This window comes from Streptomyces gilvus (genome assembly GCF_022513565.1).
GTDB lineage: Bacteria > Actinomycetota > Actinomycetes > Streptomycetales > Streptomycetaceae > Streptomyces > Streptomyces gilvus.
Genome location: NZ_JAKWBE010000004.1, coordinates 34,555 through 53,943 on the forward strand (window position 1 = coordinate 34,555; position 19,389 = coordinate 53,943).

Annotated in this window: 19 protein-coding genes and 1 pseudogene; 8 read left to right on the forward strand and 12 right to left on the reverse strand. The window is 71.5% G+C overall.

What is annotated here, in order from left to right:
- Window positions 1-67: 67 nt before the first annotated feature.
- Together MKW14_RS08475 and MKW14_RS08480 are read left to right on the forward strand one after the other, a co-directional pair.
- Complete coding sequence (locus MKW14_RS08475; protein WP_240860584.1) at window positions 68-577, forward strand: SRPBCC family protein; 510 nt, start codon at window positions 68-70, stop codon at window positions 575-577.
- Window positions 577-1,241 (forward strand): annotated as a pseudogene (locus MKW14_RS08480) (LLM class flavin-dependent oxidoreductase); the annotation flags it as partial. The gene MKW14_RS08475 and the pseudogene MKW14_RS08480, both read left to right, overlap by 1 nt.
- A 276-nt stretch (window positions 1,242-1,517) precedes the next feature.
- Here MKW14_RS08480 and MKW14_RS08485 read toward each other — a convergent pair.
- From MKW14_RS08485 to MKW14_RS08520, 8 genes are all read right to left on the reverse strand, one after another.
- Window positions 1,518-2,288, reverse strand: coding sequence for an SDR family NAD(P)-dependent oxidoreductase (locus tag MKW14_RS08485; protein WP_240860586.1), 771 nt, complete (start codon window positions 2,286-2,288; stop codon window positions 1,518-1,520).
- A 35-nt stretch (window positions 2,289-2,323) separates the two neighbouring features.
- The gene (locus tag MKW14_RS08490) at window positions 2,324-3,295 is read right to left on the reverse strand and encodes a LysR family transcriptional regulator (protein ID WP_240860588.1); all 972 of its coding nucleotides are present in this window, start codon (window positions 3,293-3,295) and stop codon (window positions 2,324-2,326) included.
- Between the two features lie 154 nt (window positions 3,296-3,449).
- Window positions 3,450-4,406, reverse strand: a complete 957-nt coding sequence (locus MKW14_RS08495) for a fumarylacetoacetate hydrolase family protein (protein WP_240860590.1) — start codon at window positions 4,404-4,406, stop codon at window positions 3,450-3,452.
- A gap of 3 nt (window positions 4,407-4,409) precedes the next feature.
- Window positions 4,410-5,774: an FAD-binding oxidoreductase gene (locus MKW14_RS08500; protein ID WP_240860592.1), complete on the reverse strand. Its 1,365-nt coding sequence runs from the start codon at window positions 5,772-5,774 to the stop codon at window positions 4,410-4,412.
- Between the two features lie 7 nt (window positions 5,775-5,781).
- On the reverse strand, window positions 5,782-6,762 hold the full coding sequence (locus tag MKW14_RS08505) for a cyclase family protein (RefSeq protein ID WP_240860600.1): 981 nt from the start codon (window positions 6,760-6,762) through the stop codon (window positions 5,782-5,784).
- Window positions 6,759-7,763 (reverse strand): amidohydrolase family protein, encoded by a 1,005-nt coding sequence (locus tag MKW14_RS08510; protein WP_240860602.1) that lies wholly within the window; start codon window positions 7,761-7,763, stop codon window positions 6,759-6,761. The genes MKW14_RS08505 and MKW14_RS08510 overlap by 4 nt, the downstream gene beginning before the upstream one ends.
- Window positions 7,760-8,884 carry an FAD-dependent monooxygenase gene (locus MKW14_RS08515; RefSeq protein ID WP_240860604.1) on the reverse strand — a complete coding sequence of 375 codons (1,125 nt, stop codon included), beginning with the start codon at window positions 8,882-8,884 and terminating at the stop codon, window positions 7,760-7,762. The genes MKW14_RS08510 and MKW14_RS08515 overlap by 4 nt, the downstream gene beginning before the upstream one ends.
- A gap of 34 nt (window positions 8,885-8,918) precedes the next feature.
- Window positions 8,919-9,224 (reverse strand): antibiotic biosynthesis monooxygenase family protein, encoded by a 306-nt coding sequence (locus tag MKW14_RS08520; RefSeq protein WP_240860606.1) that lies wholly within the window; start codon window positions 9,222-9,224, stop codon window positions 8,919-8,921.
- A gap of 224 nt (window positions 9,225-9,448) precedes the next feature.
- Here MKW14_RS08520 and MKW14_RS08525 point away from each other — a divergent pair, with 224 nt between their 5' ends.
- The 5 genes from MKW14_RS08525 to MKW14_RS08545 all read left to right on the forward strand — a co-directional run bounded on the left by MKW14_RS08525 (window position 9,449) and on the right by MKW14_RS08545 (window position 15,639).
- Window positions 9,449-10,414 (forward strand): fumarylacetoacetate hydrolase family protein, encoded by a 966-nt coding sequence (locus tag MKW14_RS08525; RefSeq protein ID WP_240860609.1) that lies wholly within the window; start codon window positions 9,449-9,451, stop codon window positions 10,412-10,414.
- Complete coding sequence (locus MKW14_RS08530; RefSeq protein WP_240860611.1) at window positions 10,411-11,346, forward strand: VOC family protein; 936 nt, start codon at window positions 10,411-10,413, stop codon at window positions 11,344-11,346. Before MKW14_RS08525 ends, MKW14_RS08530 begins: the two co-directional genes overlap by 4 nt.
- Window positions 11,347-11,373: 27 nt before the next feature.
- The gene (hisD, locus tag MKW14_RS08535; protein ID WP_240860612.1) at window positions 11,374-12,675 is read left to right on the forward strand and encodes a histidinol dehydrogenase; all 1,302 of its coding nucleotides are present in this window, start codon (window positions 11,374-11,376) and stop codon (window positions 12,673-12,675) included.
- On the forward strand, window positions 12,672-13,442 hold the full coding sequence (locus MKW14_RS08540) for an SDR family NAD(P)-dependent oxidoreductase (protein ID WP_240860614.1): 771 nt from the start codon (window positions 12,672-12,674) through the stop codon (window positions 13,440-13,442). The genes hisD and MKW14_RS08540 overlap by 4 nt, the downstream gene beginning before the upstream one ends.
- Window positions 13,443-13,746: 304 nt before the next feature.
- Window positions 13,747-15,639 (forward strand): hypothetical protein, encoded by a 1,893-nt coding sequence (locus MKW14_RS08545; protein ID WP_240860616.1) that lies wholly within the window; start codon window positions 13,747-13,749, stop codon window positions 15,637-15,639.
- Between the two features lie 2 nt (window positions 15,640-15,641).
- Here MKW14_RS08545 and MKW14_RS08550 read toward each other — a convergent pair whose 3' ends face one another.
- On the reverse strand, window positions 15,642-16,049 hold the full coding sequence (locus tag MKW14_RS08550) for a nuclear transport factor 2 family protein (protein ID WP_240860618.1): 408 nt from the start codon (window positions 16,047-16,049) through the stop codon (window positions 15,642-15,644).
- A gap of 83 nt (window positions 16,050-16,132) precedes the next feature.
- Here MKW14_RS08550 and MKW14_RS08555 point away from each other — a divergent pair, with 83 nt between their 5' ends.
- Entirely contained in the window at window positions 16,133-16,885 is a 753-nt protein-coding gene (locus MKW14_RS08555) for a class I SAM-dependent methyltransferase (RefSeq protein ID WP_240860620.1), read from the forward strand.
- Here MKW14_RS08555 and MKW14_RS08560 read toward each other — a convergent pair.
- From MKW14_RS08560 to MKW14_RS08570, 3 genes are all read right to left on the reverse strand, one after another.
- The gene (locus MKW14_RS08560) at window positions 16,863-17,597 is read right to left on the reverse strand and encodes a GntR family transcriptional regulator (protein WP_240860622.1); all 735 of its coding nucleotides are present in this window, start codon (window positions 17,595-17,597) and stop codon (window positions 16,863-16,865) included. The two genes, MKW14_RS08555 and MKW14_RS08560, sit on opposite strands and share 23 nt — an antisense overlap.
- Before the next feature lie 130 nt (window positions 17,598-17,727).
- On the reverse strand, window positions 17,728-18,894 hold the full coding sequence (locus MKW14_RS08565) for a serine hydrolase domain-containing protein (RefSeq protein ID WP_240860624.1): 1,167 nt from the start codon (window positions 18,892-18,894) through the stop codon (window positions 17,728-17,730).
- Between the two features lie 89 nt (window positions 18,895-18,983).
- The gene (locus MKW14_RS08570; RefSeq protein ID WP_240860626.1) at window positions 18,984-19,388 is read right to left on the reverse strand and encodes a nuclear transport factor 2 family protein; all 405 of its coding nucleotides are present in this window, start codon (window positions 19,386-19,388) and stop codon (window positions 18,984-18,986) included.
- Window position 19,389: the final 1 nt, after the last annotated feature.

The window sequence follows — 19,389 nt, forward strand, 5'->3', positions numbered from 1 at the left end:
GCGTGTGCGCGTCAACACTTGAGGAAAGTCGTAAAGTTGGACTTCGACTGCGGGAGGTCGGCCTGGCATGAGGTGGACGGGCGCGCGCTACACGGACAAGCCGACGGTCGAGGTGCGGACCTGGATCGCCGCCCGGCCCGAGCGGGTGTGGGCGCTGGTCCGTGACATCGGGCTGATGCCGGGCATGAGCGACGAACTCCAGTCCGTGGAGTGGCTCGACGGCGCCGAGGAGCCCGCGGTCGGCGCCCGGATCCTCGGCCGCAACCGGCACGAGGCGCTCGGCGACTGGACCACCACCTCGTACGTCATCGAGTGCGAACCCTGCCGCGTCCTCGCCTGGGCGGTGCAGAACCCCGACCGTCCGTCGGCGGTCTGGCGCTTTCGTCTGCACCCCGGCGACGGCGGCACCGAGGTGTCGCAGTGGATGCAGATGGGGCCCGGCCGCTCCGGAGTGTCCGCGGCGATCGACCGCATGCCGGAGAAGGAACAGAAGATCGTGTTCGTACGGCTGCGGGAGCTGGAGCACGCCATGACCACCACCCTGCGCCACCTCAAGAACCGTGCGGAGAACGGCTGATGCGCACCGTGACCACGATCGAGGCCTCCGGCGGTCAACACTGGTCGGAACAGGCCGACTTCGTCGTGGAGGCGGAGAAACTCGGCCTGACGTCTGCTGGGTGGCCGAGGCCTGGGGCTCCGACGCGCCCTCCGCGCTCGGCTACTACGCCGCGCTGACCAAGCGGATGCTGCTGGGCTCCGGCGTCCTGCAACTCGCCACCCGCACCCCGGTGGCCGTCGCCCAGACCGCGATCACCCTGTCCAACCTCTCCGGCGGACGCTTCCTGCTCGGGCTCGGCGTCTCCGGCCCGCAGGTGATCGAGGGGCTGCACGGGGTGCCGTTCGCCCGTCCGCCGGCGCGTATGCGGGAGACCGTCGAGATCGTGCGCCGGGTCTTCGACGGCGGCAAACTCTCCTACAGGGGAAGCCTGTTCAGCATCCCGCTGCCCGGTGGCGAGGCCGTCCCGATGCGTCTGTCGACCCGGCCCGAACACCCCGTCCCCGTCTACCTCGCCGCCCTGTCGCCCGCCATGTTGCGGCTGACGGGTGAGGTCGCCGACGGCTGGCTCGGCATCAGCTTCGTGCCCGAGGGCGCGGCAGGGGCGTACTTCGCCCACCTCGACGAGGGACTGGCCCGCGCCGGGCGCACCCACGCCGACCTCGACATCTGCCAGGGCGCCGAGGCGGTTCGGTCGCCGCCCTCACCGGTGTGGGGGAGCGGGAGTCGGGGGTGGCCTCCGGCATCAACACCGCGGCCTTCCAGATCGGCGGGGCCTTCGGCGTCGCGGTGGTCACCTCCGTCGCCCTGTCCCATACGGGGGGATCCGGACTCGCGGGCTTGACAGCGGGCTACCGCGCCGGGTTCACGGCCTGTGCGCTGCTGGCGACGGCGGGCCTGGCCTGCGCCGCCGCCCTGCTCGGCGCGTCCCCTCGCCGGGAGTCCGTCCGGGCCGCGCCCGTCACGCGCCGTCGAGTGCGTTCGTGATCGCCTTCACGCCGCCGTGCGCCGTGTAGCCGCCGTCGACCGTGATCTCGGCGCCGTTGACGTAGGACGCCTCGTCGGACAGCAGGTAGACGACCAGCGGGGCCACCTCGTCGACCGTGCCGCCGCGCCCCTGGGGGGTCATCGAGACATGGGCGCGGACGAACACCGGGTTCGCGGACGTCATCAGCGGGGTCTCGATGTAGCCGGGGTGGACGACGTTGGTCCGGATGCCGCGCGGCGCCAGCTCCAGTGCCGCCACCTTCGACAGGCCCCGCAGCGCCCACTTGCTGGCGGTGTAGGCGACCGCGTGGTGGGCCGTGAGTGCGGCCACCGAGCCGACGTTGACGATGGAGGAACCGGCCGGCATCAGCGGGGACAGGGCCTGGATGCCGAGCAGGGCACCGGTGGTATTCACCGCGAACGCCCGGTTCCAGTCGGCGAGTTCGACCTCGCCGAGGCGCGCCCGCATGGGGATGCCCGCGTTGTTGACCAGGCCGTGCACGGTATCCGGACAGGCCGCGAGCGCCGCCCAGTCCTCGGGGGAGGAGACGTCCAGATGCCGGTAGGTCACGTCGAGGCCGTCGGCGCGCAGGGACGCGGCCAGCTTCTCGCCCGTCTCGTCCAGGACATCGGTCGCGATCACCGTCGCGCCCTCCCGGGCGGCGGCCGCCACCTCCGCGGCTCCCTGGCCCTGTGCGGCTCCGGTGACGACGACGGTACGGCCCGCCAGACGCGTACGGCTCACGGCTCCTCCATGGGTGCGGGGGTCTCGCCCCCACGCTAGGAAGCCGCGCTCAGCCCCGGAAACGCTGATTCGTCATGGCTGGCATCGGCCGCGGCGATCTCCTGCCCGAGCGACGCGCCGACCGTGCGCACCATCTCCCGCAGCCACCGGTGGGCCGGGTCGGTGTGGCGGTTGTGGTGCCAGTACATGGCCTCCACCAGCGGCACGTCGGGGAACGGCGTCGGTACGACGGCGCAGCGCGCGAAGCCCTCGTAGCGCCGGGCGAGCCGCTCGGGGACCAGGGCGACGAGGTCGGTGCCGCTGACGAGGAACGGCAGCACGCTGAAGCCGGGCGTGCTGACCTGCACCCTCGGTGTGATGCCGAGGGTCTCCAGCTGACGGCCCACCGGCGTGTGGCTCTTGCCGATCGCGCACGCGGCGTGCGGCATCTCCGCCAGGTCGCGCAGCGTGAGCCGCCCGTCCGCCACTCGCGGATTGTCCGGGTCGACGAGACACACGAACCGGTCGTGCATCACGGCTTCGCTCACCCCCGGCAGCTGGTAGCCGAGCGGCACGATCATCAGGTCGTGGCAGCGCAGGTGCGTCTCGTTCTCCAGCTGCCCGTCCACGATGGGGTGGAAGTCGAGCCGGACGCCGGGCGCCTCCTCGGCGATCACCCGCAGCAGCGGCTCCACGAGCACGGTCATCACGTAGTCGGACATCACCACCGAGAAGCGCTGCCGGCTGCGCCCCGGGTCGAAGTGCCGGGTGAGCGACAGGGCCTCCTCCGCCTTGTGCAGCGAGGCCTGGACGACCGGCAGCAGCCGCTCGGCCAGCGGTGTCAGCTCGTACTCCCGGCCGACCCTGATCAGCAGCTCGTCGTTGAAGTGCCGGCGCAGCCGGGCCAGCGAGCCGCTCATCGCGGACTGGCTGGTGGACAGGCGTACGCCGGCGTGGGTGACGTTCTTCTCCTCCAGGAGGGCTTCCAGCGCCACCAGAAGGTTCAGGTCGATCGCTCCGAGACCCATGTGTGTCTCCTTCCGGCCGCGTCGTTGAAGCTCGGTGACATCGGAGCGTAACGACGGGTTTCGCGCCGAGGAAGGGGCTCGGGGACAACTCACAGCGGTCCGATAGCAACCATCGGCTCCCCGGATGTCCGCAGGTCAGAGGAGGACGACGGATTCACGGGCGAGGGGTGCGGCCCCGTTTGCGGGCTCGGGGCAGATACACGTCCGTACGCCCCGGCACGATCCGGTTGGAGAGGCTGCCGAGCCGTTCCACGGCGAGCGTGACCTCGTCGCCCGGCGCGAGTGGTGGCGGGGTCCGCTCCCCGAGGCGGCCCCAGAACTCCGCCAGCGCGCCCCAGCCGCAGGTGCCCGAGCCCAGGACGTCCCCGGGGCGCACCCAGGCGTCCCGGCTGGCGTAGGCGACCATCTCCTCGAAGGTCCACGAGCAGTTGGCGAGCGTGTCGCGGCCGATCAGCTCGCCGTTGAGGGTGACCGTCATCTCCAGTTCGAGGAAACCGTCCGCGTCCCGCCGGTCCGCCACCTCGTCGGCGGTGACCAGGTAGGGGCCGAGCGTGTTGGCGAAGTCCTTGCCCTTGGAGAAGCCCAGGCCGAGGTTCTTCTCCGGTTTCTGCAGATCGCGCGCCGACCAGTCGTTGAAGACCAGGTAGCCGACGATGTGCTCACCCGCCTGCTCCGGAGTCAGGTCACGCCCGGCACGCCCGATCACCGCCCCCACCTCCAGCTCGAAGTCCAGCACCGAGCAGCCCGCCGGGACCGGTACGTCGTCGTGGGCCCCGTAGGCGGCGTGCGGGTTGGTGAAGTAGAAGTTGGGTGCCCGGTACCACTCCTCGGGGACGTGCTCCAGCCCGTCCAGGGATTTCGACACGCCCTCGATGTGCGCCTCGAAGCCGACGAAGTCCCGGATCGACGGCGGCTTCAGCGGCGGCAGCAGCCGCACCTGCTCGACCGTCACCTCGGAGCGCTCCTGGAGGGCTTCGACGCCGGCCGCGAGGAGCACGTCCTGTTCGATGAGCGTGAGCAGCGTGACGCCCTCGGGCAGCGGATGGATCGTCCCCTCCCGGACCACCCCGGCGCGTTCCTCGCCCCGGTACTCGTATGTCGCGAACCGCATGCCTCAGTGCTCCCAGTCGTTGGTGTTGGTGACGGCGTCCGTGCTCAGATAGCCCGCGAACAGACCCTTCGGATCGCGGGCGGCACGGATCTGACGCAGCCGCGCCCACTGTTCGTCGCCCATGAACCTCAGCTGACGCACGGTGAAGTCGGAGTCGCCCAGGTACTGCCCGGCGGTCACCGGCCGCATCGCCGCCATCGCCTCGTCCAGCCAGGCGCGCAGTTCCGCGTCCCGTTCCGGCCGGTCGTGGACGACGTAGGCGGCGCAGTAGATCTCGGACTGCAACGAGAAGGCCATGTCGGGGAGTTGGCGCAGGGGGGCCATGGAGAACCAGATGGTGAAGGTCTGCCGGGTGGGGTGCTCGGTGAACGCCTTGCGGATCGCCGGCACCACCTCCTCGGCCGGTCCGGTCAGCCAGGCGTTGTCGACGAGGTAGCGGTGGCCCTCGGGGTTGGCGGTGCGCTGTCCCGCCAACTGCTCGGCGATGGTGGTGGGTTGGGCCTCGATCCGGAACAGGGCCCGATCGGCGTAGGGGTTGGCGTGCAGCGGGGCCAGGGCCTCGGCGGCTTCCTCGGGGGTGTCGGTCATGGAGACGCCGGTGACCAGCAGGACCGGCTCGTCCCGGTCGGGCGGTGTCTGCGTCAGCGCGACGATCTCCACCAGGTCCGAGACGGTGTGGTGGATGCCGTGCAGCCAGGTCATGACCTCGTCGAAGAGGTCGAGGGGGTAGGCGTGCACGGTGTGCCCGATATGCCTCGGCAGCGGCCGGGTGCGCAGGTGGAAGCGGGTGACGACGCCGAAGAAGCCGGGTCCCGCGCCGCGTGCCGCCCAGAACAGGTCACTGTTCTGGCTCTCGTCCGCCCGCACCAGCTCGCCCTCGGCGGTGACGACGTCGATCGCCACGACGTTCTCCGCCGCCCAGCCCCACCCGCGCGCGTTCCAGCCCTGCCCGCCCTGGAGGAGGAAGCCGCCGATCCCGACCGAGGGACAGTGCCCGCCGTTGAAGAACCGGCCGAACTCACCGAGACAGGGGTTGAGTTCGTCGCCGCCCTTGACGCTGGGGGTCGCGGTGACGATTCCGGTCCGCGGGTCGTAGGCCATCTCCCGGAAGTCCCCGAGGTCGATCAGCAGGGCGTCGTGACGCACCGACCAGGCGGCCCAGCTGTGCCCGCCGGACCGGACCGCGACCTGCCAGCCGCGTTCCAGGGCGAGCCGTACACCCTCGACGACGTCCTGCTCGGTGCGTGCGTTGAGTACGGCGGCCGGTGAACGGTCCGCGGGGCGGCGGGCGTTGAAGACCCGACCGAAGCAGGCCTCCTCGAAGTCCGCGTCGCCGGGGAGGTGCAGAGTGCCGGAGAACCTGTTCACGCCGGCCTCACTTGACCGCGATGGGGTTGACCGGCGCGCCGACCGCGCCGGTGACCGGGAGGGGAGCGGCGACCAGCAGGAACTCGTAGACGCCGTCGGCCGCGCAGTCCTCGGCCAGCGGCTCCAGGTCCCACATCTCGCCCAGCGGCAGGCCCATGTTGGGGATGGCGATCTGGTGCAGCGGGGACATCGCCGGCTCGGCGAACTCGTAGGGCCGCACCTCGAGGCCCCAGGTGTCGGAGGCGATCGCCGCGATCTCCGTGCGGTGCAGCCAGTCCAGCGTGGTGAAGGACAGTCCGGGCGCGTCCCCGGCCGCGTAGGCGCCCCACTCGCCGAGCCGTCGCACCCGGCCGATCTGGCCGGTGCGCACCAGCACGAGGTCGCCGCGCCGGACGGTGGAGGTCGCGCCCTGCGTCTCGATGGTGACGCGCAGATGTTCTTCCAGGACGGGGAAGCCGTCGGGGAGTTCGCCGTGATCGTCGCCCACCGCCCGGCCCACGTCGAGGAGCACGCCCCGGCCGGTGAAGGCGTCCCGCATGTGCTCGATGCCGGTGACCGAGTCGCCGTCGCCGCTGACGATCGTGCACGGACGGCCGTTCCACGCCTGCTTGTTGTCGTAGATGTGGCCCAGCCCGTCCCACTGGGTGGAGGCCTGCAACGGCATCACGACGTGGTCGTCGGCGCCGCCGAAGCCGTGCGGGAAGCCCTGGGTGCCGGCCGCCGCGTCCGAGCCGGTGTCCTTCATGTAGTGGACGGGGTTGATCCGCCCGCGGAACCCGCGCTGCGGTCCGTCCTCGTTGAACTCCAGCGCGAGCGAGAAGGAACGCCCCCGCCGGACCAGGCCGGCCGCGTGGGCCCGGATCGCGTCGTCGATGAAGTTGAGCGTGCCCAGCACGTCGTCCTCGCCCCAGCGGCCCCAGTTGCGGTAGGCGGCACGGGCCTTGGCGAGTTCCTCCTCGATCGGGCCGAGGCGGATGCGAGAGGTCATCGCATGCGTCCTTTCAACAGCAGGTCGAGGGCGTTGCCCCCGGCGACGGCGGCACGGTCGGCCGGGGCCAGTCCGGCCGCGTCCAGGCGGTCCAGCGGGTCGGTGATGCCCATGTCGAAGGGGTGGTCGGTGCCGAGGACGACCCGGTCTGCGCCCACTTCCTCGACCAGGTGGCGCAGGGCCCGGGGGGTGTAGACGAGGGCGTCGAACCACATGCGCCGCAGATACGCGCTCGGCGGCTCGGCGCACCCGCGCGCGTCCGGCCGTACCCGCCAGGCGTGGTCGGAGCGGCCGATGTAGGTCGGCAGGTAGCCGCCGCCGTGCGCGGCGACCAGCTTCAGGCGCGGGTAGCGGTCCAGCACCCCGGTGAAGATCAGACGTGAGAGGGCGACCGTCGTCTCGACCGGCTGGCCCACCGTGTTGCCCAGGTAGTGCGTCGCGAGCCGTTCGCCGAGCGAGCAGCCCCAGGGATGGACGAAGACCACGGCACCCAACTCCTCGGCCTTTCGCCAGACTTCGTCGTGCGCCGGGTCGGCCAGCTCGCGCCCCTCGACGGTCGTGGAGACGCTGATGCCGTACAGGCCGTACTCGGTGACCGCCCGGTCCAACAGGGCCACCGCGAGATCGGGGTGCTGGAGCGGAACGGTTCCCAGTCCGTACAGCCGCTCGGGTGCGTGCGCGCAGTGCGCGGCCACGGCCTGGTTGACCGTACGGGTCAGACGTACGGCCAGGTCCGGGTCGGCCCAGTAGTGGTGCATCGGCATCGGGCCGACCACCTGGATGTCGACGCCCATCGCGTCGAGGTCGGTGAGGCGCTCGGCGACGTCGGTCAACTTGCCTGCCAGTCCGTGGAGTTGGGTACGGTTGACGGCCAGGGACGCGGGGGAGTGGGCACGCCGTTCCGCCGCCAGTTCGGCGGCGAGGCCCGGGGTGTTTGCGATCAGGGCGTCGGCGGCCGGGACGGCCAGATGGCCGTGGAAGTCGACGACCGGGGTGCTCATGCGGCCGCCGTCAGCGACTCGAGGGTCTCGGACATGATGCGGGCGGGATCGGCGCCGGGGGTGCCGGGGTGGATCTCCCACTCGGCGAGCTGGAGCGAGTTGCGCAGCACCATCCCGACCCGGGGCAGCCGACGGCACATGAAGTGGTCGAGGGCCCTCTCCAACGGTTCGTCCCCGGTGACCAGTTCGGCCAGCAGGACCGCGTCCTCCATGCACATCGCGGCGCCCTGGGCGATCAGCGGCGGACAGGCGTGCGCCGCGTCGCCGACGACCATCGCGCGGCCGCGGTGCCAGGGCTCGTCGACCAGCACCGCCTCGATCCAGCGGTAGTCGACCGCCGTGTCGTCGGGCAGCGCGGCGGTGACCTCGCCCCAGGTGCCGCCGTACCCCGCGCCGCGCTCGCGCAGCAGGGTGAGGGGGGCGCGCGGTCCGACCAGCGAGGTGTCGAGGTTCTCGTCGAGCAGGTAGGCGTAGCAGCGGTCGGCGGAGATCGGGCTGTAGCCGGCCTTGAAGCGGGGGCCGCCGTAGTAGACCTCGGCGCAGTCCATCTCGGCGGGGCGTTCGGCGACCACCCGGAAGATCGACATGCCGACCGGGCGCGGGCGGGCGGAGAGCCCGATCAGCCGACGCATCGCCGAGTTGATGCCGTCGGCGCCCACCATCAGGTCGTAGCGGCCCCTCGTGCCGTCGGTGAACGTGACGTCCACCCACCCGGCCGACTGGTCGAACCGCTCGACGCTCACCCCGAGCCGGACCTGGACCCCGTGCGCGTACACCGCGTCGCACAGCGCGTCCTGCAGGTCGGAGCGCAGGGCGCCCGCGGTGGAGGGCAGGTCGGGGCCGCCGGTGTGCGGGGTAAGCAGCTCCGTGATCAGCCCGCCGTCCGCGCGCCGCAGCCGCATCCGGTCGAACGGCACGGCCCGCTCCAGCACCCGCTCCAGCACGCCCACCGCGCGCAGTGCCTTGAGGGCGTTGCCCTGGAGGGTGATGCCGTGGCCCACGCCGAACCACTGGGGCGAGATCTCGACGAGGTCCACGTCGACCCCGCGCCGGGCCAACGCGAGGGACAGCACGCTTCCGGTGATGCCGCCGCCGACGACGAGCACCTTCTGTACGGGCATGGGCGATCCTTGCGAACGTAGAGGAAAGAGGGGGTCAGCCGGAGAAGCGCGCACCCAGCTCATGGAAGTGCCGCACGGCCGGCGGCTCGGTGAAGAACGGACCCACGAGAGCCCGCCAGCGCCGGAAGCGCTCGGACTCGCGGAAGCCGGCCGTGTGCGCCTCGACGGACTCCCAGCCGACCAGGAGCAGGCAGACCTCGGACTGTTCCGCGCACCGCAGCAGCTCCGCCCAGCGGAACCCGTCGGCCTCCGCCAGCACCTCGCGGGCCTTGCCGAAGACCTCCTGGAACCCCTCTTCCCGGCCGGCCTCGACGGTCAGCAGGGCATGCTCGACTACCACGGGTCTCTCCTTGGATGGTGGGTGCTTTGAGCCTGCGTGGACGGCCGACGCGGGGTCAACGGATCGAGGCATCGGCATGGGGGACGTCATGCATCCCGTACGGCGATGGCGGGGCCGGGGGCGGGCGCGGCCCGTGATGGCACGCATCGCCAACGGCGATTTCCGCCCCCTGCCCCCGGTGCCTAGCGTCGAAAGCGACCCCACCCGTACGAGGAGAGCCGCCCGTGCCCGATCCCCTGCCCCCTCACGCCGGACCGTTCGCGCTCGGCACCTTCCGCAGCAGTGCCGGCGCCTTTCCCGGCCTGGTCACCGGCGCCCGTGTGCGCGACCTGTCCGACCGGGCCGCGTCCGTGCGCGACCTGATCGACGACTGGGACACCTGGCTGCCCCGCCTGCACGACCTCGCCAGGTCGCCGGACGGCACCTGGCACGACCTCACCGGCCTGCGCGTCCATCCCCCTCTGGAGCCGGGCCAGATCCTGCAGAGCGGCGCCAACTACCGCAAGCACGTGGTGGATCTGGTCGCCGCCGAGAAGGAGAGCATGCACGGCGCCACCCCCGCCGAGGCCCGCGCGGACGCCGAGCGGATGATGGACGAGCGGATCAGCAACGGCGAGCCGTACGTCTTCCTCGGCTCGCCGCGCGCGATGTGCGGCGCCTACGACGACATCGTCCTGCCCGAGCAGGGCGAGCAGCACGACTGGGAGCTCGAACTCGCCCTCGTCATCGGCCGGACCGGCAAGAACATCCAGGTCGAGGAAGCGCTCCGGTACGTGGCGGCGTACACCGTCTGCAACGATCTCACCACCCGTGACCGCCTCTACCGGCCAGATCTGAAGGCCATCGGCACCGACTGGTTCACCGCCAAGAACGCCGACACGTTCCTGCCGACCGGCCCCTTCCTGGTTCCTGCGGACTTCGTCGGCGACCCGAACGACCTGCGGATCACCCTGCGCCACAACGGCGTCGTCCGGCAGGACGAGTCCACCAAGGACATGATTTTCGACATCCCGCGGCTCATCGCGTACGCCTCCACGACCAGCACGCTGCGCCCCGGCGACCTGCTGCTCACCGGCTCCCCGGCCGGCAACGGCGCGCACTGGGGCGTCTTCCTGAGGCCCGGCGACGTCGTGGAGGCCGAGATCACCGGCCTGGGCCACCAGCGCAACACCGTCAGGAGCCACGCATGAGCTTCCAGCCGATCACCCATCTGCGCCATGTCGACCTGGCCGTACCGGACTTCGAGCGACAGCGCGCCTTCTACTCCACCACCTGGGGTCTGACGGAGATCGCGAACGACAGCGGTGTGGCCTTCTTCGCCGCCGAGGGCAGCCCAGAGCAGTACGTCGTCCGCATCCGCGCCGACGAGCGCAAGCGGATGGACCTGGTGGCCTTCGGCGCCGTCTCCCCGGCGGCCGTCGACGAACTGGCGGTACGGATCGGCCGGGCGGGCGTCCGGCTCGTCCACGAACCCAGGGCGCTGGACACACCCGGCGGCGGCTACGGGCTGCGCTTCTTCGATCCGGACGGCCGGGTCGTCGAGGTCTCCGCGGACGTCGCCACCCGCGTCCACCGCAGGATCGAGGAGCGCGAGGCGATCCCCGTACGGCTCTCGCACTGCGTGGTCAACTCCCAGGACCCGGAAGGCCTTCGGGACTTCTACGTCGAGCAGCTCGGCTTCCGGCTCACCGACACCCTGTACTCCACGCACATGGGCGACCTCATGTACTTCCTGCGGTGCAGCCCGCTGCACCACTCCTTCGCCATCGCCCGCGGACCCCATGTCTCCCTGCACCACGCCTCGTTCGAGATGCGCGGAGTGGAGGAGTACATGCGCGGCACCGGCAGGGCACTGCGCGCCGGGACGCGGCTCACCTGGGGGCCGGGGCGGCATCTGGCCGGCGACAACACCTTCTCCTACTTCCACGACCCGCACGGCAACACCGTGGAGTACACCACCGAACTCGCCGTCCTCGAAGAGGACGTGTGGCACCCGGGCCGGCACGACGTCGACGACCCCGTCACCCAGGACCAGTGGGGCACCGCCGACCCGATGAGCGAGTCGGTCGCCAAGGAGCAGTTCAACGACCCCGACGTGCTCTTCGAAGCACCCCCCGTCTGACCGACCACCCGCAGAAAGGCCGCCGCCATGGCAGAGATCCTGAAACACGCCGTGCCCAGGGCCGAGGTGACCGCCTCCCTCGACCAGGTACGCACGACCGTCGCCGGCGTCATCGCGGACGTCCGCGAGCGCGGCGACGCGGCCGTGCGCGCGTACTCCGAGAAGTTCGACGACTGGAGCCCGGCCTCCTTCCGGCTGAGCGAGGAGGAGGTCGAGAAGATCGTCGCATCGGTGCCGCAGCAGGTCATCGACGACATCCGTTTCGTCCAGGAGCAGGTGCGCGCCTTCGCCCGCCACCAGCTGGACTCGCTGCGGGAGTTCGAGGTGGAGACCCTGCCGGGCGTGCGGCTCGGACAGAAGCACCTCCCCGTCCAGGCGGCCGGCGCCTACATCCCCGGCGGACGCTACCCGCTCACCGCCTCCGCCCACATGACCGTCGTCACCGCCAAGGTCGCGGGCGTGCCACGCGTGGTCGCCTGCACACCGCCCATCCACGGCGAGATCCCTGCCGCCACCGTCGCCGCCATGCACCTGGCCGGCGCCGACGAGATCTGGCTGCTCGGCGGCGTCCAGGCCGTGACCGCGATGGCCGTCGGCACCGACACCATGAAGCCGGTCAACCTGATCGCCGGGCCCGGCAACGCCTACGTCGCCGAGGCCAAGCGGCAGCTGTTCGGCGAGATCGGCATCGACCTGTTCGCAGGCCCAACCGAGATCCTCGTCCTGGCCGACGAGCACACCGACCCCTTCGTCTGCGCCGTCGACCTGCTCTCCCAGGCCGAACACGGCCCCGACTCACCCGCCGTCCTCGTCACCACCTCCCGAGAGGTGGCCGAGAGGACCGTCGCCGAGGTCGAGCGGCTTCTGCCGACCATGCCCACCCGCGACTTCGCCGAGCCCGCCTGGCGCGACCACGGCCAGGTCCACGTCGTCGACACGATCGACGAACTGTACGCGCTGGCCGACGAGTTCGCCTTCGAGCACGTCGAGGTGCTCACGGCAGAGCCGCGCGAAGCGCTGTCGCGCATGACCCAGTACGGAGCCCTGTTCCTCGGCGAGGGCACCTGCGTGTCCTTCGGCGACAAGGTCATCGGCACCAACCACGTCCTGCCGACCCGGGGCGCCGCCCGCTACACCGGCGGCCTGTGGGTGGGCAAGTACCTGAAGACCGTCACCTACCAGGAGGTCACCGACACCGACTCCCAGGCCCTGCTGGGCCGGCTGTGCGGACGCGCGGCCCGCGTCGAGCTGTTCGAGGGCCACGCCCGCTCCGGCGACGTACGCGCCGCGAACGCCGCCGGCGACGAGCTGCCGTGGAACACCGCGTGAGCCTGGCGGGGCGCACGGCGTTGGTCACCGGCGGGGGAGGCCCGCTGGGCCGGGCGTTCGCCCGGGCGCTCGCCGCTGAGGGAGCCCGGGTGATCCTCGTCGGACGCAATGAGCAGGCCCTCGCGGACGCGGCCGCCCTTGTCGTCAAGGAGGGCGGGGAGGCGCGTACGGCCGTGTGCGACGTCTCCGAGCCGGACCCGGTACGGCGGCTCGCCGCCGAACTCGCCGACGAGGACGTGTCGTTGCTCGTCAACAACGCCGGCATCGCCGGACCGGTGCGCCCGCTCGTCGACGTCGAACCGGACGAGTGGGACGAGGTGTTCGCCGTCAACGTGCGGGGCGTGTATCTGATGTGCCAGGCCTTCCTGCCCCCGATGACCGCCGCCGGGCGGGGCGACGTCGTCAACGTCGCCTCCGTCAGCGGCAAACGCCCCCTGCTCAACCGCACCCCCTACACCGCTTCCAAGATGGCCCTGCTCGGCCTCACCCGGACCCTGGCGGGCGAGGTCGGCCCGCACGGCGTCTCGGTCAACTCGCTTTCCCCCGGCCCGGTCCGGGGCCCCCGCATGGACCGCAACTTCCGCCTCACCGCAGAACTGACCGGCTGCACGGTCGAGGAGGCCGAACACGACTTCGCCTCCCGCGCGGCTCTCGGCCGGCTGGTCGAGGAGGACGAGGTGGCCCGGGCGCTCGTGGCGATGCTCGCGATGCCAGGACTGTGCGGCGCCGACATCGACCTGTCGGCGGGGATGATCGCCCCGGCGTAGACAACCGCACCGGCAGGGCGAGGCGGACGGCGTGACGGCCGCCCGCCTCGCCGTCGTGCGCGCCCGGCCCGCTCCCCTGTGGCAACTCTGTGTGATCGCCATGAAGTGCGCGGCCCGATCCGAGGCATCGGCTTCCGGCATGTGTGCGTGAAGCGCCTATTCCCTGTTCCGCAGGGCTGCTTCACTCCCTCGTGCGCACCTCCGGTGCCCTCGTCCGAGCCGTCGCCGCCGGGCGAGGAGACGACCTGTTGGTCACGTTGCGCAACGGCGCACCCTCACTCTGGGAAGGCAAGCAATGACGCTGATGACCCGACGCTCCCTCCTGATCGCCGGTACGGCCACGGCAGGAGCCCTGCTCGTCCCGACCACCTCCGCCACGGCCGCACCGCAGGCGACCGGCTCACGGATCACGGTCGGCCCGGGGGAGACGTACACGCTCTCCGCCACCACCCGGGTGAGCCGGCTGACCATCGCCGACGGCGGGAAGATCGTCGCACCCGACGGCCACAGCCTCTCCCTCACCGTCGACGGCGTCGAGACCGGCCAGCTCCTGACCGCCACCGGAGGCACCACGACCCTGATCCAGGCCGGCACCTACCAGGGCGATGTCGTCCTCACCGTCGCCGCCGCGAACGACGTGACGTACCAGACGCTCACCTTCCCCTTCCGCCAGGCCCTGTACGTCGACGCCGACGGTGTCGTGCGCGACAAGTCCGTGCTCGCGGCCGTGCGGGGCGGCAGGCTCACCGACGCCCTCGCCCGTGACATCTCGATCACCTCGACCGGAGAGTGCTTCGACGGCGTGTACGTCCAGGACGGCACCTACACCCTGGACCGCCCCGTCATCTCCCTCACCGGCAACGGCCGTTGCGACTTCGCCGGGTACGGCGCGGCGGTCGTCGGCGACGGCTCCGCCACCAAACTCGTCGTGGACGGGGCCCGCATCAGCAACAAGGGTGTCGTGCGCACCGGCGTGATCTCCGACGACGGCGCCAACGTCATCGTGAAGAACTCCTCCGTCCGCTGCCGCAACGGCGTCCTGCCCTCCGACTACCAGGCCACCGTCGAGACCCCGTACATGGAGTCGGTGCCGTGGATGCTCGGGCTCGACGGCAACGTCCGCGCCACCAACCTGATCGGCAGGAACAGCACCTCCACGTACATCAACTCGACCGTGTTCTCGGAGACGTGGGGAGCGCTGTCGGTCGAGGGCGGCAGCGGGCTCAAGCTGACGGCCGTCAACAGCCATGTCGGCAACACCGGCGCGTACGGCTACGGCACCTACGCCATCGGCGACGCCACCGTCCGTGTCCTGGGCTCCCGCTTCGACGTCGGCAGCTACGCCACGATCATCGCGGGACCGGCCGCGGTCGTGCACTACGGCGACAGCACCGCGGAGGCCGTCGCCGCGCTCAACACCGAGCTCGAACTCGGGCTCACCGCACGAGAGTTGGCGGACATCCCCGCCCGCAGCACGGTCGTGAACTCCGGCCACTTCGGCTACATGTTCTTCGGCGCCGGCACGCTCACCCTCGACGGCGGTACGGTCGTCAACTCCGAGCGGGCCACCTTCCTCAACAAGGGCCAGCAGACCACGATCAGCGTCGACGGCTCGAAGGGCGCCCGGCTCAACCCGCGCGACGGTGTCATCCTGCAGATGATCGAGCTGGACGACCCGGGCCCGGTCAACGTGAACGGCAAGATGATGAACGTCGGCGTCTACACCGAGCCCACCGGCGACCCCGTGAAGGACTCCTCGTTCGACACCACCGCCGTCCACTCCACCGACGGGGCGGCCACCTTCACCTCCATCGCGCTGAAGGGCGACTTCTACAACGGCATGCGCACGGGCAGGAACATGGTCCTGACCTTCGAGGACGCGACGGTGGAGGGCGTGATCTCCGCGACGAGGGCCAGGCACCGCGTCTCCAGCATCGACGCGTCCACCTTCTACGAGCTGGGCATCGTCACCAACACCCCGCAGGCGGCCGTCAACAACGGCGCCGTCGTCCGGCTCGAGGGCGGCTCCACCTGGACGGTCACCGGCACCTCGTACCTGACCGCGCTCACCATCGCCTCCGACGCGGCCGTGCGGGCGCCGCGCGGCAGGACGGTGACCCTGACCGTCGACGGGACGCGGAAGGCGCTCAATGCCGGCACGTCCTACACCGGCGCGCTCGTCCTGACCGTGGCGTGAGGTCAGGAGGCGGAGGCGGACCGCGCCTCCGCCTCCTTCACGATCTCCTCGAACCGGGCGCCCATCGCCGCCGCCAGCGCCTGGGCACCCGACAACGGCCGCACCATCACGGTGAGTTCGTCGATCAGGCCGTTGTCGTCCACGTGGATGAAGTCGCAGCCCGTCAGCTCCCGGTCGCCCACGCGCGCGGCGAAGACCAGGGCGTGGTCGCGGCCGTCGGTTCCGCCGATCTCGCGCTCGTAGCGGAAGTCCTCGAAGACCTGGGAGACCGCGCGCAGGATCGCCGCGGTGATCGCCTTGCCCGGGTACGGCTTGAACACCACCGGGCTGGTGAACACGACGTCCTCCGCCAGCAGCGCCTCGACGGCATCGAGATCGCCGGCCTCGACCGCCTCGCGGAACGCGCGCATCGGATCACCTCATAGTCAATTAGTTGAGTAGGTGAGAATGAGGGTAATCAGCTGCCGCGACCCTGTCCACTAGGCTGACGTGGGTGTTCAGCCCTGAAGGCCCCAGCCTGCGAGAACTCGCCGTCCAGGCCCTGTCCTCCGTGGAGCGGGGATACGACCTGCTCGCGCCGAAGTTCGACCACACCCCCTTCCGGACGCCCGACTCCGTCCTGGAGGCCGTCGCCTCGGCGCTGGCGCGGACGGGTCCCTTCGACGACGGGCTCGACCTGTGCTGCGGCACGGGCGCGGGCATCGACGTGCTGGCGCGGGCGTGCCGGCGCAGTGTCACGGGGGTCGACTTCAGCGCGGGGATGCTGGCGGTGGCGCGGGAGCGGATCCGGCCGGCCGGTTCGCGGGTGGGCTGGGTGCGTGCGGACGCCCGCGCGCTGCCGTTCCGGTCCGCCTTCGATCTCGTGGTCAGCTTCGGGGCGTTCGGGCACTTCCTGCCCGAGGAGGTGCCGGGGCTGTTCGCCGAGGTCCACTCGGTGCTGCGGCCGGGCGGGTGCTTCGCGTTCCCCGTCCTGGCCCCGCCCCGGCCCTCGTCGCCCGCGTACTGGATGCTGCTGGGTTTCGACGCGGTGATGCGGGTGCGCAACGCCGTGTGGCGTCCGCAGTTCGTCATGTACTACCGGGCTTTCCGACTGGCGGATGTACGGCGGGAGTTGGAGCACGCCGGATTCGTCGTCGAGTCGCAGGCGCTGGAGGAGTTCGGGCGGCGGGGTGACGGCGGTCCCCGGGTGCGGATGATCGTGGCCCGGCGTCCGCTGTCCTCGCTCAGCCCGCGGCCGGAAGCATGAACTCGTAGACCAGGGCGTCCTGTCGGGCGTCCACCAGCAGGTCCGTGATCTCCAGCGGCCGTGCGTACTGGTCGTGCACCCGCCGGGTCACCCGCACCGAGGGGGTGTCCGGCAGCGGGGTGATGGCGTCCCGGTGGTGCAGGGTCAGGCCGGCTTTGCGCATCCACTCGTAGGCGCGGTGCAGCTGGGCCGAGGCGGCGCCGCCGGCGCGGTCGCGGTAGCGGGCCAGTTCCTCGACCTCCGCCAGGGCGACCGCGGAGAACGACGTCACGGCCGTACGCCGGCCACGGCCGGCGGCGCCCGTGGACTCGTAGCGGTGCATCAGGGTCGGGTGGTGCGGGGCGAGGCCGAGGGCCTCGGCGTGCTCGGGCGGGGGCGCCTCCCAGGTGACCGTGGCCCGGTCCACGGCGCGCGGGTCCGCGGCCCGGGCGCCGACCGGGAAGGCGGGCGTTGACGGCGTCTCGACCGGCAGGCCCGGCAGTGTGGCGTGGCTGCCGCGCCGGTCGGTGCAGACCAGCCCGTCGCGGCGCAGCACCTCCAGCGCCTGCCGGACGGTCTCCCTGCTGACCTCGAAATGTACGGCCAACCGCCGTTCGCTCGGTAGCCGCTCGCCGGGTGGGATCGTGCCGTCGCGCAACTCCCCGAGCAGTCGGGTCGCTACGCGCCAGTACAGCGGCTGCTGATCGGTGACCGGATGGTCGGTGCGGGCCATGCCGCGCCTCCTGTTGGTGACTTGCCGTAGCCGTGCGGGCTCAGTGCGCCACCAGATCCAGCATTGGTCTAAACCGGCAGGGAAGGGTGGGCGGCCGGTTCGGCCGAAAGCGGCCCGCCCGCACCGGCGTTCACAAGGCGCCGTACAGGGCCTCGATCAGCGCCATCTTCCGTGGGTCGTCGGCGATCCGAGGCCCCATCCGGTTCATCACATAGCCGAGCGACACCCCCGCCTCGGGGTCCGCGAGTCCGCAGGAGCCGCCGAACCCGTCGTGTCCGAAAGCGCGCGGGTTGGGGCCGTAGGAGCCGTTGTCGCCGCTCAGCCACAGGCCGAGCCCGATCTCCGTCTCGGCGTCGAGACCGGCCCCCAGTACCAGGTCGCGGCAGCTGCCCTGCCCCTCGCGCACCCGCTCGGCCGCCTCGGGGGACAGGACGCGACGGCCGGCGTACGTCCCCCTGCCCGCGAAGATCCCGTACAGCGCGGCGACGGCCCGCGCCGTGCCGTGCCCGTTCGCGGCCGGGATCTCCGCGGCCCGCCACGCGGGCGAATTGGCCTCGTCCGCACCCACCACCGGGTTGGCCAGCGCCGCCAGTGCCGCGGGCGTCAACTGACTGAAGATCGCTGCCTGTTCGCTGCTCGACGCGGCCGGCGGATGCACCAGCTCGGCCGCCCTGCCCGCCTCCCGCTCCGGCAGCCCGATGGTGAAGTCGATGCCGAGCGGCCCGGTCACCTCGCGGGCGAGGAAGGCGCCGGGCAACTGCCCCGAGATCCGCCGGACCACCTCGCCGACCAGGAAGCCGTACGTGAACGCGTGGTACCCGGACACGGTCCCCGGCTCCCACCAGGGTTCCGTCGCCGCGAGCCGCGCGGCCGTGAACTCCCAGTCGTAGAGCTGCTCGACCGAGTGCGGCTCACGCAGCCCCGACAGTCCGGCCCGGTGCGAGAGCAGATGCCGTACGAGCACCTCCTCCTTGCCGGCCGCGGCGAACTCGGGCCAGTACTTGGCCACGGGTGCGTCCAGGTCGAGCAGGCCCCGGTCGGCGAGGATGTGCGCGCACAGCGCCGTCGGGCCCTTGGTGGTCGACCACACGTTGACCAGGGTGTCCCGCTCCCAGGGCCGGGTGCGGTCCGCGTCCGCCCAGCCACCCCACAGGTCCACCACGACCTCGCCGCCGACGCTCACGGCGACGGCGGCGCCCAGTTCGGCCCGTTCCCGGAAGTTCTCCTCGAACGCCGTCCGCACCGCCGCGAACCGCTCGTCGCAGTAACCGACCACACCTGGCTCACGCTCCGCCATGGGGTCCTCCGTCGTCCGCCGGAACCCCGGGCCGCACCGTCGCGACCCGGGCGTCCTGAACGTACCGACTGGTCGGACTGGAGGGAAGGTCACAGGAGGAACAGCTTGTCCTCCGGTTCCCGGTGACCGTCCGCGTCGTGCCAGTAGTCCCGGGTCTCGACCGCGAGGCCGTCGGCGTCGAACCGTACGAAAACGCAGCCCGCGAGGGTGGACGGCGCCCCGTCCTCCTCGCTCAGCACCCGGAATTCGGCCACCGCGATCCCGTCCTGGCCGACCACGGGCGGCGAGAACCGTACGTCCGTCACCCGCTCCCGCTCGAACGACCGGCGCAGATAGGCGGCCAGCTCGGCCCGCCCCCGGTGCGGCTCGCGGAACGGCATCGAGCGGTGGACGCAGTCCCCGGCGTACAGGTCGAGGAGCGCGTCCACGTCGTGCGCGGTCCAGCCGCGCTCCCAGACCCGTACGAACCGCTCGGCGGCCTCACGCGTGTCCATG

Coding starts and splice junctions, on each gene's coding strand:
- MKW14_RS08475 (WP_240860584.1), top strand. CDS start 68: ATGAGGTGGACGGGCGCGCGCTACACGGACAAGCCGACGGTCGAGGTG.
- MKW14_RS08490 (WP_240860588.1), bottom strand. CDS start 3,295: ATGGGTCTCGGAGCGATCGACCTGAACCTTCTGGTGGCGCTGGAAGCC.
- MKW14_RS08495 (WP_240860590.1), bottom strand. CDS start 4,406: ATGCGGTTCGCGACATACGAGTACCGGGGCGAGGAACGCGCCGGGGTG.
- MKW14_RS08505 (WP_240860600.1), bottom strand. CDS start 6,762: ATGACCTCTCGCATCCGCCTCGGCCCGATCGAGGAGGAACTCGCCAAG.
- MKW14_RS08510 (WP_240860602.1), bottom strand. CDS start 7,763: ATGAGCACCCCGGTCGTCGACTTCCACGGCCATCTGGCCGTCCCGGCC.
- MKW14_RS08515 (WP_240860604.1), bottom strand. CDS start 8,884: ATGCCCGTACAGAAGGTGCTCGTCGTCGGCGGCGGCATCACCGGAAGC.
- MKW14_RS08530 (WP_240860611.1), top strand. CDS start 10,411: ATGAGCTTCCAGCCGATCACCCATCTGCGCCATGTCGACCTGGCCGTA.
- hisD (WP_240860612.1), top strand. CDS start 11,374: ATGGCAGAGATCCTGAAACACGCCGTGCCCAGGGCCGAGGTGACCGCC.
- MKW14_RS08545 (WP_240860616.1), top strand. CDS start 13,747: ATGACCCGACGCTCCCTCCTGATCGCCGGTACGGCCACGGCAGGAGCC.
- MKW14_RS08550 (WP_240860618.1), bottom strand. CDS start 16,049: ATGCGCGCGTTCCGCGAGGCGGTCGAGGCCGGCGATCTCGATGCCGTC.
- MKW14_RS08560 (WP_240860622.1), bottom strand. CDS start 17,597: ATGGCCCGCACCGACCATCCGGTCACCGATCAGCAGCCGCTGTACTGG.
- MKW14_RS08565 (WP_240860624.1), bottom strand. CDS start 18,894: ATGGCGGAGCGTGAGCCAGGTGTGGTCGGTTACTGCGACGAGCGGTTC.
- MKW14_RS08570 (WP_240860626.1), bottom strand. CDS start 19,388: ATGGACACGCGTGAGGCCGCCGAGCGGTTCGTACGGGTCTGGGAGCGC.